The sequence below is a fragment of the Roseovarius sp. THAF9 genome (genome assembly GCF_009363715.1).
Classification (GTDB): domain Bacteria; phylum Pseudomonadota; class Alphaproteobacteria; order Rhodobacterales; family Rhodobacteraceae; genus Roseovarius.
Genome location: NZ_CP045404.1, coordinates 1,367,345 through 1,382,740, shown reverse-complemented (window position 1 = coordinate 1,382,740; position 15,396 = coordinate 1,367,345). Strand labels below are relative to the sequence as shown.

Annotated in this window: 18 protein-coding genes and 2 pseudogenes; 6 read left to right on the top strand and 14 right to left on the bottom strand. The window is 60.9% G+C overall.

What is annotated here, in order from left to right; all coding sequences use genetic code 11:
* Window positions 1–311: 311 nt before the first annotated feature.
* The 6 genes from FIU86_RS06845 to FIU86_RS06820 form a co-directional block, all read right to left on the bottom strand.
* A complete protein-coding gene (locus tag FIU86_RS06845; RefSeq protein ID WP_152474389.1) occupies window positions 312–1,040 on the bottom strand; it encodes an alpha/beta fold hydrolase in 729 nt (242 codons plus the stop codon).
* 94 nt (window positions 1,041–1,134) lie between these two features.
* Window positions 1,135–2,106 carry a carboxylesterase gene (locus tag FIU86_RS06840; protein WP_254703965.1) on the bottom strand — a complete coding sequence of 324 codons (972 nt, stop codon included), beginning with the start codon at window positions 2,104–2,106 and terminating at the stop codon, window positions 1,135–1,137.
* The gene (locus tag FIU86_RS06835; protein ID WP_152474388.1) at window positions 2,103–2,855 is read right to left on the bottom strand and encodes an alpha/beta fold hydrolase; all 753 of its coding nucleotides are present in this window, start codon (window positions 2,853–2,855) and stop codon (window positions 2,103–2,105) included. The genes FIU86_RS06840 and FIU86_RS06835 overlap by 4 nt, the downstream gene beginning before the upstream one ends.
* A gap of 71 nt (window positions 2,856–2,926) precedes the next feature.
* Window positions 2,927–3,106, bottom strand: a complete 180-nt coding sequence (locus tag FIU86_RS06830; protein WP_152474387.1) for a hypothetical protein — start codon at window positions 3,104–3,106, stop codon at window positions 2,927–2,929.
* A gap of 165 nt (window positions 3,107–3,271) precedes the next feature.
* A complete protein-coding gene (locus tag FIU86_RS06825) occupies window positions 3,272–4,507 on the bottom strand; it encodes an MFS transporter (RefSeq protein ID WP_152474386.1) in 1,236 nt (411 codons plus the stop codon).
* Between the two features lie 24 nt (window positions 4,508–4,531).
* Window positions 4,532–4,717 (bottom strand): hypothetical protein, encoded by a 186-nt coding sequence (locus tag FIU86_RS06820; protein ID WP_152474385.1) that lies wholly within the window; start codon window positions 4,715–4,717, stop codon window positions 4,532–4,534.
* Window positions 4,718–5,048: 331 nt separating this feature from the next.
* Between FIU86_RS06820 and thrS the strand changes: the two genes are divergently transcribed.
* Window positions 5,049–7,028 carry a threonine--tRNA ligase gene (gene thrS, locus FIU86_RS06815; RefSeq protein WP_152474384.1) on the top strand — a complete coding sequence of 660 codons (1,980 nt, stop codon included), beginning with the start codon at window positions 5,049–5,051 and terminating at the stop codon, window positions 7,026–7,028.
* A gap of 107 nt (window positions 7,029–7,135) precedes the next feature.
* On the opposite strand, the gene FIU86_RS06810 is transcribed toward thrS, so the two are convergent.
* Together FIU86_RS06810 and FIU86_RS06805 are read right to left on the bottom strand one after the other, a co-directional pair.
* Window positions 7,136–7,504, bottom strand: coding sequence for a hypothetical protein (locus FIU86_RS06810; protein WP_152474383.1), 369 nt, complete (start codon window positions 7,502–7,504; stop codon window positions 7,136–7,138).
* A 20-nt stretch (window positions 7,505–7,524) separates the two neighbouring features.
* Window positions 7,525–7,836, bottom strand: a complete 312-nt coding sequence (locus FIU86_RS06805) for an arsenate reductase family protein (protein WP_152474382.1) — start codon at window positions 7,834–7,836, stop codon at window positions 7,525–7,527.
* A 212-nt stretch (window positions 7,837–8,048) separates the two neighbouring features.
* Here FIU86_RS06805 and FIU86_RS06800 point away from each other — a divergent pair, with 212 nt between their 5' ends.
* Window positions 8,049–8,255, top strand: a complete 207-nt coding sequence (locus FIU86_RS06800) for a cold-shock protein (protein ID WP_152474381.1) — start codon at window positions 8,049–8,051, stop codon at window positions 8,253–8,255.
* 33 nt (window positions 8,256–8,288) lie between these two features.
* Here the strand turns inward: FIU86_RS06800 and FIU86_RS06795 are convergent, their stop codons facing one another.
* The 5 genes and pseudogenes from FIU86_RS06795 to FIU86_RS06775 form a co-directional block, all read right to left on the bottom strand.
* Entirely contained in the window at window positions 8,289–8,585 is a 297-nt protein-coding gene (locus FIU86_RS06795) for a hypothetical protein (RefSeq protein ID WP_152474380.1), read from the bottom strand.
* A gap of 175 nt (window positions 8,586–8,760) precedes the next feature.
* The gene (locus FIU86_RS06790) at window positions 8,761–9,039 is read right to left on the bottom strand and encodes a hypothetical protein (RefSeq protein ID WP_254703964.1); all 279 of its coding nucleotides are present in this window, start codon (window positions 9,037–9,039) and stop codon (window positions 8,761–8,763) included.
* Window positions 9,040–9,316: 277 nt separating this feature from the next.
* Entirely contained in the window at window positions 9,317–9,805 is a 489-nt protein-coding gene (locus tag FIU86_RS06785) for a dihydrofolate reductase (RefSeq protein ID WP_152474379.1), read from the bottom strand.
* Window positions 9,805–10,083 (bottom strand): annotated as a pseudogene (gene thyA, locus FIU86_RS06780) (thymidylate synthase); the annotation flags it as partial. The pseudogene thyA and the gene FIU86_RS06785, both read right to left, overlap by 1 nt.
* A gap of 452 nt (window positions 10,084–10,535) precedes the next feature.
* A complete protein-coding gene (locus tag FIU86_RS06775) occupies window positions 10,536–11,165 on the bottom strand; it encodes a hypothetical protein (protein ID WP_152474378.1) in 630 nt (209 codons plus the stop codon).
* 72 nt (window positions 11,166–11,237) lie between these two features.
* Here FIU86_RS06775 and FIU86_RS06770 point away from each other — a divergent pair, with 72 nt between their 5' ends.
* The gene (locus FIU86_RS06770; protein ID WP_152474377.1) at window positions 11,238–11,495 is read left to right on the top strand and encodes a helix-turn-helix transcriptional regulator; all 258 of its coding nucleotides are present in this window, start codon (window positions 11,238–11,240) and stop codon (window positions 11,493–11,495) included.
* A gap of 347 nt (window positions 11,496–11,842) precedes the next feature.
* Here FIU86_RS06770 and FIU86_RS06765 read toward each other — a convergent pair.
* A pseudogene (locus FIU86_RS06765) lies at window positions 11,843–11,999 on the bottom strand (IS481 family transposase); the annotation flags it as partial.
* Between the two features lie 174 nt (window positions 12,000–12,173).
* Between FIU86_RS06765 and FIU86_RS06760 the strand changes: the two are divergent.
* The 3 genes from FIU86_RS06760 to FIU86_RS06750 all read left to right on the top strand — a co-directional run bounded on the left by FIU86_RS06760 (window position 12,174) and on the right by FIU86_RS06750 (window position 15,387).
* Window positions 12,174–12,902, top strand: a complete 729-nt coding sequence (locus tag FIU86_RS06760; RefSeq protein WP_152474376.1) for a hypothetical protein — start codon at window positions 12,174–12,176, stop codon at window positions 12,900–12,902.
* The gene (locus tag FIU86_RS06755; RefSeq protein ID WP_152474375.1) at window positions 12,902–13,777 is read left to right on the top strand and encodes a nucleotidyltransferase; all 876 of its coding nucleotides are present in this window, start codon (window positions 12,902–12,904) and stop codon (window positions 13,775–13,777) included. The genes FIU86_RS06760 and FIU86_RS06755 overlap by 1 nt, the downstream gene beginning before the upstream one ends.
* An 893-nt stretch (window positions 13,778–14,670) precedes the next feature.
* The gene (locus tag FIU86_RS06750) at window positions 14,671–15,387 is read left to right on the top strand and encodes a HupE/UreJ family protein (protein WP_152474374.1); all 717 of its coding nucleotides are present in this window, start codon (window positions 14,671–14,673) and stop codon (window positions 15,385–15,387) included.
* Window positions 15,388–15,396 lie beyond the last annotated feature (9 nt).

The following is a 15,396-nucleotide window of genomic DNA, read 5'->3' as shown; positions in this document are numbered from 1 at the left end:
TGCGCACATTTGCTGCTGCCTGTGCCAAGGTTTTATCTGCGGGACTTCGCTGCCGTTCAGAACCGAGGCAATTGTCAGCCTCTGGGGTGGCGACCCTACGTCAATTCTGAAGCACTTTATGCCGTCCAAATACATCCTCGGAATGATCGTTGCGCCGAGCCTCAGCCAAATCGCCAGCCCAAGGGAGGGGCTTACGATGGCCGGGCCGCTTCGCGGCTGTAAACCGGCTGGGTACCGATACCGGTGTTTCAAAGGGGCGCGAGTTCGACCCTCACCCCATCCGGTTCGAACCGCCGCATTCCAGCAGCCCCCTACCCCGCCTCGACCCGCTTGTGCAGAACCAGGGGCTGTTTCAGCCAGACGCGCAGCGCGGCCGTCACCGCCTCGGGCGATTCAAGCGTCGGCAGGTGCCCGGCCTCCTGCACCAGCGCAAGCTCGGCATTGGGGATGAGACCAGCCATGAATTCATGCCGTTTCACCGGCGTCAGGGTGTCATGCACGCCGCACATCACCAGCGTCGGCACGGCGATCTTGCGCAGCGTCGCCTGATAGTCGCGGCGGCGTTGCAGGGCCCGGACCTGCCGGGTGATCGCGTCGGCCCCGAGATTCTCGGCCATCTTGGTGACCATATGCAGGATCGAGGTGCGGTCGGCATTGGGCGCCAGGTGGTCGGGGCGCAGCAGCGTCGAGACTGCCTGATCGATGAAGCCCGCTCGCAGCTTGGTCACGATGGGCTCGTAATCGGCCGCCGATTGCGGTGTTTCGGCCATCGAATTGGTGTCCATCAGGCAAAGGCGGGTCACCCGGTCGGGCGCACGGCGCACGATCTCCAGCGCGACGATGCCGCCCATGGATAGCCCCGCCAACGCGAAGCGACGCGGCAGGTGATCGAGCAAGCCCGAGGCGATCTCCTCGATCCGGTCGCCGTGGGAAATGGGCGCGACGGTGACGGGCAAGTCGGGGCTGAGCGCCGCGATCTGAGGGCCGAACAGGCGTGCGTCACACATCATGCCCGGCAGAAACACCAAGGGGTCTTTCATTGCATTGTTCCTTAACCTGCCCGCGCGCTTTGCGCTGTTTTATGAGGGTGATTCTGCCACAGGCGCGCAGGAAAACCAAGAAAAGTTGCGCGCGTTACGGCAATCCGCCGATCCAGTCAAGAATGGCCGTGACGGCGGGCCCGGTGCCGGCGGGCGAAAGGATGTCGCCGGCGATGACATGGGCCAGCGGGTCCATCCCCGGCCCTTTCGACGGGCGTGCCAGCGAGACGGGGCCACCCCAATCGGCGCGCACGGCGTCGGTGGCCTTGGCGTCGACGACCTGATCATCGGCGTCGTAGTAGAACAGCGCGGGGATGTTCGTGCGGCTGTAATCGGCACGTGCCGCGGCCTGCACGGCGGCCGCCACGGGCAAGGCGGCCACGGAGGGATAGCGCGTGGTCCAATGGGCGGCCTGTTCGGCGTTCAGCGGCTCGAAGCTGCGTTCATGCCCCGCAAGCAGTGGCGCCCAGTACCGCGCGGCGGGCCATGTCAGCAGCGGCGCCATCGGGTTGTTGATGCCGAAGTTCGGGGCGACGAAAACCATGCCCGCAACGTCTTGGCGCATTTCTGGGTCGAGCGCGGCAAGGGCCGCGAAGGTGGCGCCGGTGGAGGTGGCGATCACGATCACGCGGTCGCCGGTTGCGCGGCCCAGCGCCAGCGCCTCGGCGGTGTCGGTCATCCAGTCCGCCATGCTGGCCTCGGCCAGGGCAGCGCCGTCGCGGCCGTGGCCGGCGAAGCGGGTGAAGACAAGGTTGGCATTCAAGGCTGTGGCCACGCGGTCGGGGACCGGGCGGATTTCCTCGGCGCTGGCGGAAAAGCCGTGCAGGTAAACGATGGAAAGGGCCGTGCGGGTCTCGGCCTGACCGGCCCAGACGACGCGCTTGGTTGCGGCGGGGCGCAGGTTGGGGACACCGCTTTCGGTGCTTTCAAGATAAACGCCGATGCCTTCGCCGAACTTGCGCGGGTCGAAATCGGCGCTGAGCGTCACGGGTTCGCGCGGGCCGAAGATCCAGAGCGCGGCGATCATCAGCGCCAGCAGGCCCAGAACCCGCGCGAGCCATGTCACGCAAGACGCTCCAGCACGTCCTCGATGGAACGCTCGATGAGCGCGAGGCAGTCCGGGTCGGAAAAGCGGTGATCTGCCCCGTCCACGAGCGTGAGGCGCATGTCTTTTCCCTTCGCATGGTCCAGAATGCGCAGGGCGACGGACATGTCCACGTCGGCGTCCGCCGTGCCTTGCAGGAAGCGCACCGGGAAGGGCAGTTTCAGATCTGCGCGCAGGACGAGGTTGTCGCGCCCGTCCTCGATCAGGCGGTGGGTGATGATGTAGGGTTCGTCATAGTCGCTGGGAAGGGCGAGGCGGCCCTTGGCCTTCAGCTCGGCACGCTGCGCCTCGGTGAAGCCGGCCCACATGCTGTCCTCCGTGAAGTCCGGCGCGGCGGCCACGGTGACCATCCCGGCGACGCGGTCGGGGATGGTGCGGGCCATGAGCAGCGCAATCCAGCCGCCCATGGAGGAGCCGACGAGGATTTGCGGGCCGTCGGTCAGCTCTTCGATCACGGCCTGCGCGTCGGCGGCCCAGTCGCCGATGCAGCCATCGGTAAAGGCTTCGCTGCTTTGTCCATGTCCGGAATAGTCGAAACGCAGAAAGGCGCGGCCCGTGCGCTTGGCCCAGTCTTCGAGATGGATGGCCTTGGTGCCCTCCATGTCGGACTTGAAGCCGCCGAGAAAGACCACCCCCGGCCCGTCGCCGTCGGTCTTGTGATAGGCCAGACGTCGCCCTTGGGGCGAGGTAAGCGTCTCTGTCTCTGACATCGGTGTTCCCCTTCGAGGTTTGACGGGAACCTGTCACCCTACGCGCGGCGTTTCAAGCCGCTTGGGCCGTGTCAGAGGATCGAGCCGATCGTGCGCTCGATTCGGTCGAGCGTGTATTCGCGTTCGCGCCCCGGCTTGTCGGCGACGGCGCTTGCCGGGAAGCCGAGATAGGTGGTTCCCGTCTCTTGATCGGGATCATCCGCATCACCAGTGTCGTCGGTGCTGTCGGAGCTGGTGTCGTGACGTGTCATATTCGTTACCGTTCGTATTCTTCCGCGTCTGTGGCCCATCAGGCCTGAGACCAAAGCTAGCATCTCATGGAAGAATGAAAATTCTCTTTTTGTCACAATATGTTACAGTAAACATTCGCATACGGGCGAATGCTGGGCGATACAATGGTATACGAATGTATGCGGCTATCTGACATCACGAAGGCCAAGCGCGGCCAGCCCGCCAAGGGCCGACATGGCCGCGAACCCGATCAGAGCGGCATTGGGACCGACCCAGCTGAGCGCGCCGCCAAAGGCCCCTGCCAGCAGCAGGATGATCCCGATGGCAAGGTTGGCGACGGCGGAATTCACGGTGCGGCGATCCTCGGGCGAGATGTCGACAAGGTAGGTCGACCGCGCCTGCCGCACGCCGTGATAGGCGACCATCAGGACGAAGAGCACGCCGGGGATGATCGCGGTGGTTTGCGCCCATCCAGCCAAGTTGACGGCGACGCCCGCCGCCATGGCCGTTGCGCCCAGAAGCCCCGCCACCAGCAGCATCAGGCGGCTGGAGCGGTCGGCCAGCCAGCCCCAGGCATAGGAGCTGACGAACCCCGCCGCCGAGGACGCCACCAGCAGTGCCCCCAGCGTGCGCAGGTTGTTGTCGTCGCCTTGCGTTGTCATCACGGCCAGAAACGGCGGCGCGAGGGCGGTTGCGGTCAGCAGGCCGCGCACGAGGATGAAGCGGCACAGGTTGGCGTCTTCGCGGATCACGTCGCGAAAGCGGTGCAGGCCAGTGTCTTTTTGCGGGGTGCTGTCATCCTCATCGAGGGTCGAGAAGATGAAGGCGGCGGCAATCCAGAGGCACGAAGCCAAGCCAATGGCCGCGATCACGGCGGTCTTGGTCTGGATGAGGCCCGAAAGCATCAGCCCGGCAAAGACCAGCACCGCGATGGAGGATGCCGACCCGGCAAACCCGGTCACCGCGCCGCGCTTGGTCTGGCCGACGGTCTTGCCGAGGATGTCCTTGTAGGAGACCGAGCAGGCCGCGCGGAAGAGCGCCAGCGTGGCCAGAAGGACGCAGATGGCGAGGCCCGCGGCCCAGCCTTGCAGGAAAATGGCCGAAGCGGCGATACCGGCGGCCATGGCCCCCTGCCCCGCGCTGCCCGCGACCCACATCCAGCGGCGTTGCTTGCGCTGTTCCAGCCACGGCGCCAGCAGCACCTGCGGCAAGAGCGCCCCGGCCTCGCGCAGCGGCACCAGAAGCGCCACGAGGCTGCCGGGTGCGCCAAGAATCCCCAGAAGCCAGCTGAGCACCAGCTTGGGGTCTATGAGACTATCTGCGATTTTCGTGAGGCTTAGAGAAAAGATATGCCGAAGCCCGTTGCGGGCCTCGGCCTTGTCGCTTTCCTGTCCTGTCAGTCGTTCGAATGTGCCTTGCACTGTGCACCTTGTCGTTGAGGCTGGTTAGCCTCCGACATAGGGCGCGGACTTGGGACGGTAAAAAACTTTTTGGTTGTGCAGGCGGCCCAGCAGGTCGTGGATCCGGCGGGTCACCGGCTCGGGTTGGTTGACCTTCGAGCTGTGCAGTGCGCTTTCGATCAGGTCCATGTCTTCGACAGACAGTTCGAATGTGTCGTTGTAGCGGGCCATGTTCATCTGCTCCTTAACGTTGCTGCGGCGTGCGATAAGTAAACCTGAATGCACGTTTCGAACTGGTTATATAGGAGTTTGCGCCACATCGTAAAGTATATTTTCAGACGCTTTTTCAATTGCTTGCAAAACAACCCGCTGCAACGCGGCATCGTGGATTCGCATGCATTTGCACACCGAATCCAAGCAAACACGGCCAAACCCCTGCCCCGAAAGCACTCTTTGGGCAGGCCGCGCTTGACTTGGCCCCCGGCCCGCGCCACAACCCGGGCCAAGACCATAACCCGCAACCGGGCGTTCCGTGGGCGCCAAACTGACGAGGAGGCCAGACATGGCTCAGATCTCCCTTACCCTTCCCGATGGCAATGCGCGGCAATACGACGCTGGGATCACCCCAGCCGAAGTGGCCGCCGATATCTCGAACTCGCTGGCCAAGAAGGCGATTTCGGCACATGTCGATGGCAAGCACTGGGATCTGGCCTGGCCCATCGAGCGCGACGCGCAGATCGCCATCAACACGATGAAGGACGAGGAGGCCGCCAACGAGCTGGTACGCCACGACCTTGCGCACATCATGGCCCGCGCCGTGCAGGAGATCTGGCCCGAGACCAAGGTCACCATCGGCCCGGTGATCGAGAATGGCTGGTATTACGATTTTGACCGGGCGGAGCCGTTCACACCCGAGGATCTGGGCGCCATCGAAAAGAAAATGCGCGAGATCATCAACCTGCGCGACCCCGTCCGCACCGAGGTGTGGGAGCGCGACCGCGCGGTGCAGCACTACAAGGACAATGGCGAGCCCTACAAGGTCGAGCTGATCGACGCCATTCCGGGCGATGAGCCCTTGCGGATGTACTGGCATGGCGACTGGCAGGACCTGTGCCGGGGTCCGCATTTGCAGCACACCGGACAGGTGCCGGCGGATGCGTTCAAGCTGATGTCCATCGCTGGGGCCTATTGGCGTGGCGATTCCAGCCGCCCGATGCTGCAGCGGATCTATGGTGTGGCCTTCACGTCCAAGGAAAAGCTGAAGGCGTATCTGAACTTCCTCGAGGAGGCCGAGAAGCGCGACCACCGCAAGCTGGGCCGCGAGATGAGCCTGTTTCACATGCAGGAAGAGGCCCCCGGACAGGTGTTCTGGCACCCGAACGGCTGGACGATCTATACTCAGCTTCAGGATTACATGCGCCGCAAGCAGCGCGCGGGTGGATACCGCGAGATCAACACGCCGCAGGTCGTGGACCGCAAGCTGTGGGAAAAATCGGGCCACTGGGACAAGTACCAGCATCACATGTTCATCGTGGAGGTGGACGAGAGCCGCGACGGCGAGGATGACGACGCCAGCGTCAAGAACAAGGACCAGACCCGGATCAACGCGCTGAAGCCGATGAACTGCCCCTGTCACGTGCAGGTGTTCAACCAGGGTTTGAAATCCTATCGCGACCTGCCCTTGCGGCTGGCCGAGTTCGGATCCTGTGCCCGGTTCGAGCCGTCGGGTGCGCTGCACGGCATCATGCGGGTGCGCGGGTTCACCCAGGACGACGCACATATCTTCTGCACCGAAGAGCAGATCCAGGAGGAATGCGCGCGGTTCATCGATTTCCTCGCGGATGTCTATCGCGAGCTGGGTTTCCCGGAGTTCGAGATCCGGTTCGCCACGCGGCCCGAAAAGCGCGTGGGCAGCGACGAGTCCTGGGATTATGTCGAGGGCGCGCTGGAGAACGCGATCAAGGCGGTTGGGCGTGATTATACGCTGGAGCCGGGCGATGGCGCCTTCTACGGCCCGAAGCTGGACTTTTACCTGACCGACGCGATCGGCCGGGTCTGGCAGTGCGGGACGTTCCAGGTGGACCCCAACCTGCCCGAGCGGCTGGATGCGACATATATCGGCGCAGATGGCGAAAAGCACCGGCCCTTCATGCTGCACCGCGCCTGTCTTGGATCGTTCGAACGCTTCGTCGGCATCCTGATCGAGAATTGGGAAGGCAAGCTGCCCTTCTGGCTGGCCCCACGCCAGGTGGTCGTCGCCTCGATCGTGTCGGAAGCGAACGAGTATGTGCTGGATGTGGTGGACCAGTTGAAGGCCGCGGGCGTGCGGGCCGAGGCGGATCTGCGTAATGAGAAGATCAACTACAAGGTCCGCGAGCATTCCGTGGGCAAGGTGCCGGTAATCCTCGCCGTGGGGATGCGCGAGGTCGAGGAAAAGACCGTATCGATGCGCCGCCTGGGTGAGAAGCAAACCAGCGTGCAGAGCCTGGAGGAGGTCACGGCGGCGCTGGCCAAGGACGCGACGCCGCCAGACCTTGCCTGACAGTATCTATTGGGATCACCCGCCCCGGGCTTGACCCGGGGCCTCCTGCCCTGCGGCACAAGGCCCCGGCTCGGGGGCCGGCGCGGGGTCGGCCTCAAGCGGGCGTTTCAGAAATGCGCCTTGGGTTCGTCCGGTTTGCCTGCGGCGATGGCAAGCAGACCAGCCAGACCCACGAAGCCGATGGGAAAAAGCGTGAAGGGGCCGATGCCGAACGTGTAGGTCATCAGCCCCGCCGAGATCAGCATCAGGATGCCGCCCCAGAGCGCCCGGGCCTTGGCCATGGCCGCGCCCGCAATCGCCAGGAGCGGCGAGACGAAGCTGGCGGTGCGCACCAGCCCTTCGCGGTCGAGCGCGGAAGCCAGTCCCTCGACTTCGCCGTATTCGCGGATGAATTCGGTATAGCCGAAACTGAAGAAGCCCACGATCAGGGCGAGGCAGCCGCCGATGATCCCCAGGACAAGTGCCGCGTTGCGCATGGGTTCGTCTCCTTTGTCTGTCAGGCCAGCGCGGCCTGCACGTCCTTGCCCCAGCCGAGGTACAGCGTGCCGCCATCGTCGATCAACGGGCGTTTCATCAGCGTGGGATGCGCGGCCAGCAGGTCCAGCGGGTCGCCCGCGCGCTCGGCCTCGCTGAGGCCGCGCCAGGTGGTGGACCGGGTGTTGAGCAGGGCTGCGCCGAATTGTCCATGCGCCCGGGCGAGGACATCGGCGGGCACGCCATCGGCACGCACATCGCGCAATTCGGCATTCGGTAATGATTTCAGCGCCTTGCGGCACGTATCGCAATTTTTCAGCCCGTAGAGGATCATTTTTTGCTCCACTCACGTTTTCATCAGGTGGCCCTTACCTAAGCATCCGTGCCGCGTGTTTCACTTGCTTTTTACGTGATGCGCCCAATCTTGTTTTACGTGGTCTTGATCCTGTGTCCCGCGGCCTTTGGGCCGACATGCGGGAATGCGGGTCCCTTGGCGACACGGCCCGGCACAGCCCGGGAAAGACAACGGCAAGAAGGAGAAGCGGAATGCCGACCGGCACCGTGAAATGGTTCAATACGACGAAGGGCTATGGCTTCATCGCCCCTGAAGAAGGCGGCAAGGACGTCTTTGTGCATATCAGCCAGGTGGAACAATCCGGCATGACCGGCCTGGCCGACGATCAGAAGGTCGAATACGAGCTTCAGGACGGTCGTGACGGACGTCCCATGGCGGTTAACCTCAAGGCGGTCTGACACCGTCGCAGGCCCGCACAACGCAGCAGATTTTCAGGCCGGGTTTTCGGCCTGAACCTTATCCCAGTTTTTCCCCATCGCGACGATGCAGGACTTGCCGGTGGCGTATGCCATCACGAGCGTCCAGTCGCCGCTTTCATCCGTCCAGACCTCCATCACCTGATCCGGGCCTTGCGTGCCACGGGCAAAGCGCGTCACGCCGAACTGGCGCGACAGCTTTTGCGCGAGCGTATGGCTTGGTTCGCAGAGAATGTCCGCGATCGGGCTGGTGGCCGCCGCGGGCGTTGCGCCGAGGGCGATCAGCGCGAGGCCGGTGATATGCCTGAACATGGGGCTGCTCCTGTCGTTGACTGCACTTGGGATGTAACAGATTTACGACAGTTCGTATAGTACCCGTATATACGCTGGATATACGTTATTCATGTCAGGGCAGTTGATAAGGCAACAAAAAGGGCGTAGCCAGCGTACGCCCTTTGCCCAAAATCTCAGATCCGTCGGTTGCGGATCAGAAGCAGCCCTTCTGCCCCTCAGGGCAGTTGTAAGAACGGCGCGCCTTGTGGACGTAATGCTTTTTCTTCGGTACCGGGTGCTGCATGACCTGTTTGTAGCTTTGCGACTGGTTCGGGGTACCGCAGCAGATGACACCGGAAATGGTGATCGGTTGCAGGCCGTAGGGGCAATAGTTTTCCTTGGAATGATAGGGGTATATCTTGGCCTCGGCGAGCGCCGGCCCGGCAATGGCGGTCACGGCCAGGGCGGCCACGATGGTATTAAAAATGCGCATAAGGTCCTCGTTCTCTATGAATTTTTCAGCCCGTCCCACGGATACCAGATATGGTACGCGATGGCGGGGATGTGTCAATTTCTAAAGTGGCAACAAGTGGTGTAGTTGCGTGGACAAAGGCTGTGGCGGGACGCGACCGACCTGGAGGGCGCTTTGGTCGGGATGATCAATGTGCTCCTGTAAAGAATGCACGCCGCGCATACTGCGAAGGACATCGCCATCGCGCCCTCCGCGGGGAGGTCGGGCGCGGCCCGGCAGAGCCGGGCGGGCCGTTGGATCAGCGTTTGCGCAGGAGTTCGACGACCTCGCAGCGCGGGTCTGCTTTCTGAAGCACGAAGCGGGTCGTTTCCTCCCACTCCGTCGCATCATACTCCGGGAACCACGTGTCGGCGTCCTCTACGGCCAGATCGACCTCGGTGATCACCAGCCGGTCGGCGCGGGGCAAGAGACTCTCATAGATCCCCGCCCCGCCGATGCCGCAGATATGGGCATAGCCGGCGGCATGGGCGGCGGCGATGGCGCTGTCGATGGAAGCATGCACATGCTCGGCGCCCTCGGGGCTGCCTGAGGAGACCACCAGGTTCAGCCGGTTCGGCAGGGGGCGGAAGCGTTCGGGCAGGCTTTCCCACGTGCGACGGCCCATGATGCAGGCGGTGCCGGTGGTTTCGCGCGAAAAGAACTTGAGATCGGCGGGGATGTGCCACGGAATGCCCCCCTGCCGCCCGATGGCGCGGTTGCGGTCGGTCGCCACCACCAGCGAGATCATCAGACCGCCACCGGCGCGGAAATATGCGGGTCGGGATCGTAGCAGGTAATCTCGAAATCCTCATAGCGGAAGTCGAAGATCGATTTGACGTCCCGGGTAATCCGCAGCGTCGGCAGCGGCTTGGGCGTGCGGGAGAGTTGCAGTTTTACTTGGTCCACATGGTTGGAATAGATATGCGCGTCGCCGAAGCTGTGCACGAAATCGCCCGGCTCGTAGCCCGTGACATGCGCCAGCATGTGCAGCAGCAGCGCGTAGGAGGCGATGTTGAACGGTTTTCCGGTCACCATCAAACTTATCAATTCTGCTATTGTTGAACAACACTTCGGAGCACCACGGCTCTTTTTTACAGCCTGTTTCGCCATCCAGTGATTCCTTTCCAACTTACAAAGTTCTTTGAGGTCTTAGCACTATTGCGCAGCATAGAACGAGTAAGTAGCCCGATGCGGTGCAGCCCCCAAATAGCGAAGCCGCATTGGGCTACTTACTCGTTCGGAGAGCTCAAGCTCCTTCATCGTAATTTGGGATTGTCATTCAAGCCCGGCTCCCAAACGGGCGGCCCAAATCTTTCACGGAGCGCGGCAAGCTGTCCATCGTGACACGTCAGGCAAGATTCTCGCTTACCCCCGGCGCCCGAGTATGTTGAGGGACGATCCCAGTAAAAAAACGAGAAGCTATTCTGTAGCGCGGGAAGATGCAAAGCTCGTCAATGAACGCTCGGCCCCAAACGATTTCAGAGTTTCGTAAGATCCACAATTTGAGCTCGACGAAATGACCCCGGCGGTGATGGAATGAAGCATCCCGTTTGCCCGCTTGTGTTCCGAGACAAGTTCAACCTGGCTTCTTCTGAGAAAGGAGAGCTGCCAGAAGTAGGGGCGACAATCCTTGATAAGGTCTCGAAATCTTCCATCAGAACCGCCTGCCGCAGGACTCTTTCAGTAACGCAAAACCCGTTGCCATCGTCGATACAAAGATACTGAGTGATCGCGGTTTCGAACAAAGGCCAAACATCAGCGTTCTGACTGTCTTTGACTTTCTCAGCAAACTCGTTCTTGGTGATGTGTGTGATCTCTAAGACCTCGATCGGGCACCGAAAAAAAAGTGGCGTATCAAGGAACACTTCTTTAGTCGCTACCGCAAACTGTTCGACCGAAAGCCGCGCCCCTCGCAACGAAGTAGCGCCATTGATCATGATCTCGGCCAAGGGCAGCAGATACGGATGATCCAAGACTTTTTGGGCCGCCGATGCGAGATGGTCTGACTGGAATTCTGCCCTCAGCGCTTCATCACGGCCCCTTCGACTCGCTATGACGGCCTCTACCAAGAAGTTCTGCGATGCTGAGTGTTCGTCCCGAGAGTTCATGGCAATTATCCAAATTTTAGATACTCCATTTTTCAGATTACGAGGATCCGATGTCAAGGGACGTTGGAATCGTTGTCGAAAACTATCAGCAGCCAAAGCCAGACCGTTTTGTGTCTGGAGTTAGTCGAAGCCCGCAAGCGGGCTGGGCTTTTGCAGTCTGATCTCGCTGAAAAACTTGACTGCCATCAGTCACTCATCGCTCGTATCGAAAGCGGGCAACGAAGGATCGACGTCATTGAGTTTCTGATACTCACGCGAGCGATCCAAGCCAACCCGGAAGAACTGCTGGCGAAAGTGGCTGCGCACATCGGTGATAGAGATCGTCTTTGACATCCATGCACCAAGAGCCCAAGCCGCTTTGGAATTAAGATCGCAACGGGTCTTTTGAAATCCCCTATTTAAGATCGCGATAAAAAGCGCCTAATTTGAAAGCGATACCGTTTGAGATCGCTTTGAATTGAACCCTACCGAAATTGCCGACGCCCTTCCCTCCGCTATCTCGGGGTTGAGCTTGAAGATGCGCTCGCAATCGCGGAGGCAGTGGAGATCTGAACGATACGGGCCGGTCGGTCACGGCCGGCCCAAAACCGTCGGGCGGCTGATTCAAATCGAATGTCTGCTTCTCGTCCACATAGCTCATGGGACTGGCATTCCGTTGTCCTAAAGTTGTTCAATTCACCTCGTTGACTGAAGAAAGACATGACGGTTTCGACTGGTCTTCGGCCTGCATTATCAGATATGGCGCCGCTCGGTTTTGTAATGGACGAGCCAAGCATCGAGATCGGCCCGCGGCGCCTCGACGATCTCTTGGAAGGTGTCGCGCATGGCGACGCGGCACCTCTTGAAATGGCCCAAAGGGTCAAGCATCTGTTATCAGACAGATAGTTTCAAGGGTTTCACAAGAATGTAGTTGACGAACTGATTGGTTATCAGCGCGCCGAATTCGACCTTGCGGACCGCTATCGCATTGCGAAAGCGATCGTTCAGACTGCCGCGGTCTTGTTGGGAATGGCGGCTTCGGTCGTCGAGGACGAGCCTTCGCTCTACTGGCTCGCCGCCGCGTGCTTCCTCACGGCAGCCGTTTGGGCGATTCTGTCGTGGGCCAGTTCAAAGATCCGCGCGAACGCCGAGGCTGCGCGGCGAGCAACGCTCGTCATGACAGGGCTCGGCACGAAGCTATCGAGCCACGAACTTTCGGCTGTGCGCGAGGCGTGCTGGTCGTCGGAGAGGCGAGCGGCGGCGAAGGCAGAGGACGGATACTTCGCGAGTACGGCAGGTCCAGGACCGCTTCGCCTCGCGGAGAACATTATGGAGTCGGCGTTTTGGACGAAGGACACGCTCAAGTGGAGCGGCCATATCAGGCTCGCCCTACTCGTGGTTCTGGCACTTACCGCAGTGGCAACCGTTGCGGTTCATGTTCGTGGCGACGACCCCTCGGCCTTATCCGCGATCATGAAGGCGGCATTCGTTTTTTTCGCCGGCCTCATCAGCGCTGAAGGTGTCAGCGCGATCTATGACTACTACTCCGCCTCCTTGCGTCTTGGGTCGATCATGGAGCGCCTCGAAACCGCGAAGGCGAGCGGACTGCCCGATCCCGATCTGGCGAACATCTTGTCCGACTATAATTCGACAGTGGAGAGCGGACCTATGCCTTTGCCTTGGGTCTACGGGGTCAGGAAGCGGAACATTTCAGCCGCATGGGCAAAACGGACCGACCAGATCGGCGGAGGTGCCTGATGGTAACCGACGTGTCCAAGGCTTTCGATCAGTTTGCGAACACCCTGAAGCACACCGCCATTGAAACGAAGGCGGCCGCCAGCCACCGCGCGAGCATCGAGGCGTGCTTGCGAGCGAACTTCGGAATGACGTCGTTTTTCCGTAGCGGGTCGTTCGGCAACGGAACCAACGTTGCCTGCTACAGCGACGTGGACTACTTCGCCGTCATTCCGAGGCAGAACTTAAAACAGAAGTCTGGGGACACGCTCCAAGCCATGGCAGCGGCGCTTCGCACACGCTTCTCGACGACACCAAACATCCGGGTCAACGGCCCCGGCGTGCAGTTGCCGTTCGGGGTCGACGGCTCAGAGCATACGGAAGTTATTCCTGTCGACCACGTTGGCACGACCGCGCTCGGTTACCGGCAATTTGACATGCCGGACAGAAACGACAGCTGGATGTTCAGTGCGACAGAATCCCACAACGCCCTTGTTCTGTCAGAGGATCGACGTCTCGGCGGAAAACTGCGTCGCCTGATCCGCCTCGTAAAGGCGTGGAAGTATTACAGGAACGTTCCGGTAAAGTCATTTTACTTGGAGATGACCACCGTAGCTGCGTGCCTTGGCGAAGAGGTCATCGTCTACTCCATCGATCTGCGGCGAGTATTCGAGAGACTGGTCAACTCCAGCCTACTGCCGATCGAAGATCCGCGGTTTAAGTCGCAGACGATCTCTGGAGTTAGTGGAGAGGCCGCAAGGACTGACGCCTTGTCGAAGGCGCGGAATGCTCTCAAACGGACGACGGAAGCTGGCCTCGCGGAGGATGACCGCAACAACAAGCTGGCGTTCGACAAGTGGGACCTCGTATTCAACTACATGTTCCCGCTCTACTACTGAGCCCGAAGCGACTGCTCTCAGCCGCGCCCATCGGTTGAGGTGGATAATCGTGAACTGCGCGACGTGCGCTCCGCCCCCAAAGTCGCGCCCGCTCGCCATGCCTTTCCCTCCTCGTCGAGTGCGTTGTCGCCAACGGCGTCTACGCCAGGCGACTGGTGGGCTGCGCGCAGGACAAGCCCATAACGCCCCAGAGCGGCATCTCGATTGTCGTCCCCATAGCAGCCGCTCGTCGATCCCGCAGCGAACGACAACTCCCCGCCCTGACTTTGGGACCGTCGAGAACGGCCCTTACCGGACCTTCGAGATAATCGCTGCTAACGGCGGCTTCGAGCCCTGACAGCATTATGCTGCGGTTTGCATAATGTCATCCCTGCGTTTCGGCAGTCGACTGCCGTCCGTGGAAGACAGCTTGTAGCCGTATCGTTTCGGCGATATCTACGGGAAAGCGTCGAAAAGCGGCGGCTTCGAGCAGGTACGACATATGTTAGATATGCGGGAAAGCGTCAGAAGCGTCTTAGCGGCACTCTTGTGCTTGGCTTTGGTCGTATGGTCCGCGGTTCCGGCTTTCACACATGCACCGGCAGTTTTCGAGACGATTCAGGATCATCTGGAAATGGTTGAGGACCACGGCCATTCGCATGGGTTCGAGGAAGACCTGTATTGGGCCATGCACGGACATAGCCACGACACAGCCGATCACGACCACAACCCGGCTTTCTTGCTGGCAGGCCGGAGCGCCGATCCCGCACCCGAAACGAACAAGGTCTGGCGTCCTTCCGTGGCGCAGACCGGACCGAACCGAAAGTTCCGCATAGACCGACCTCCGCGCGCTTGATCGGTCCCGCGCAAATTTGCGCATCACCGATCATTTCAAAGAAAAGCGGAGTCTCTCTATGAAAACTCTCTCAAGGGGCAGCAGGGGCGCATTCGTGCCGCAGGCACTTATTGCCCTTTTCGCACTGGTGCTGATCCCCGGCACAGCCTTGGCCCATGACGTCACTCCCGGTGACGCGGGGTATATTCAGGAGATCTGGGGGGTGAACATCATCCCCTTCCTCTACCTGGGGGCCAAGCACATGATTACGGGATATGACCACATCCTGTTTCTTCTGGGCGTCGTCTTCTTCCTCTATCATATGAAGGACGTGGCGATTTACGTCAGCCTCTTCGCTGTTGGCCATTCCGTGACCATGCTTCTGGGCGTGTGGTTCGGCTGGGGCATCAACGCCTACATTATCGACGCCATCATCGGTCTGTCGGTGGTCTACAAGGCACTCGATAACCTCGGCACATTCCAGAAGTGGCTGGGTTTCCAGCCCGACACCAAGGCCGCCACGTTGATCTTCGGCCTGTTTCACGGCACCGGTCTGGCCTCGAAAATTCTGGAATACAACATCGCCGAGGATGGGCTTCTGGCTAACCTTCTGTCGTTCAACGTAGGCGTCGAGGTGGGCCAGCTTCTGGCGCTCTTCGTGATCCTGATCGTCATGGGCTTTTGGCGGCGCAGCCCCAACTTCATGCGTCAAGCCACCTTTGCCAACATCATCATGGCTGGTCTGGGCATACTGCTGACGTATCAGCAGATCGCCGGGTACATCGCCAGCACATAAGAATAGGAG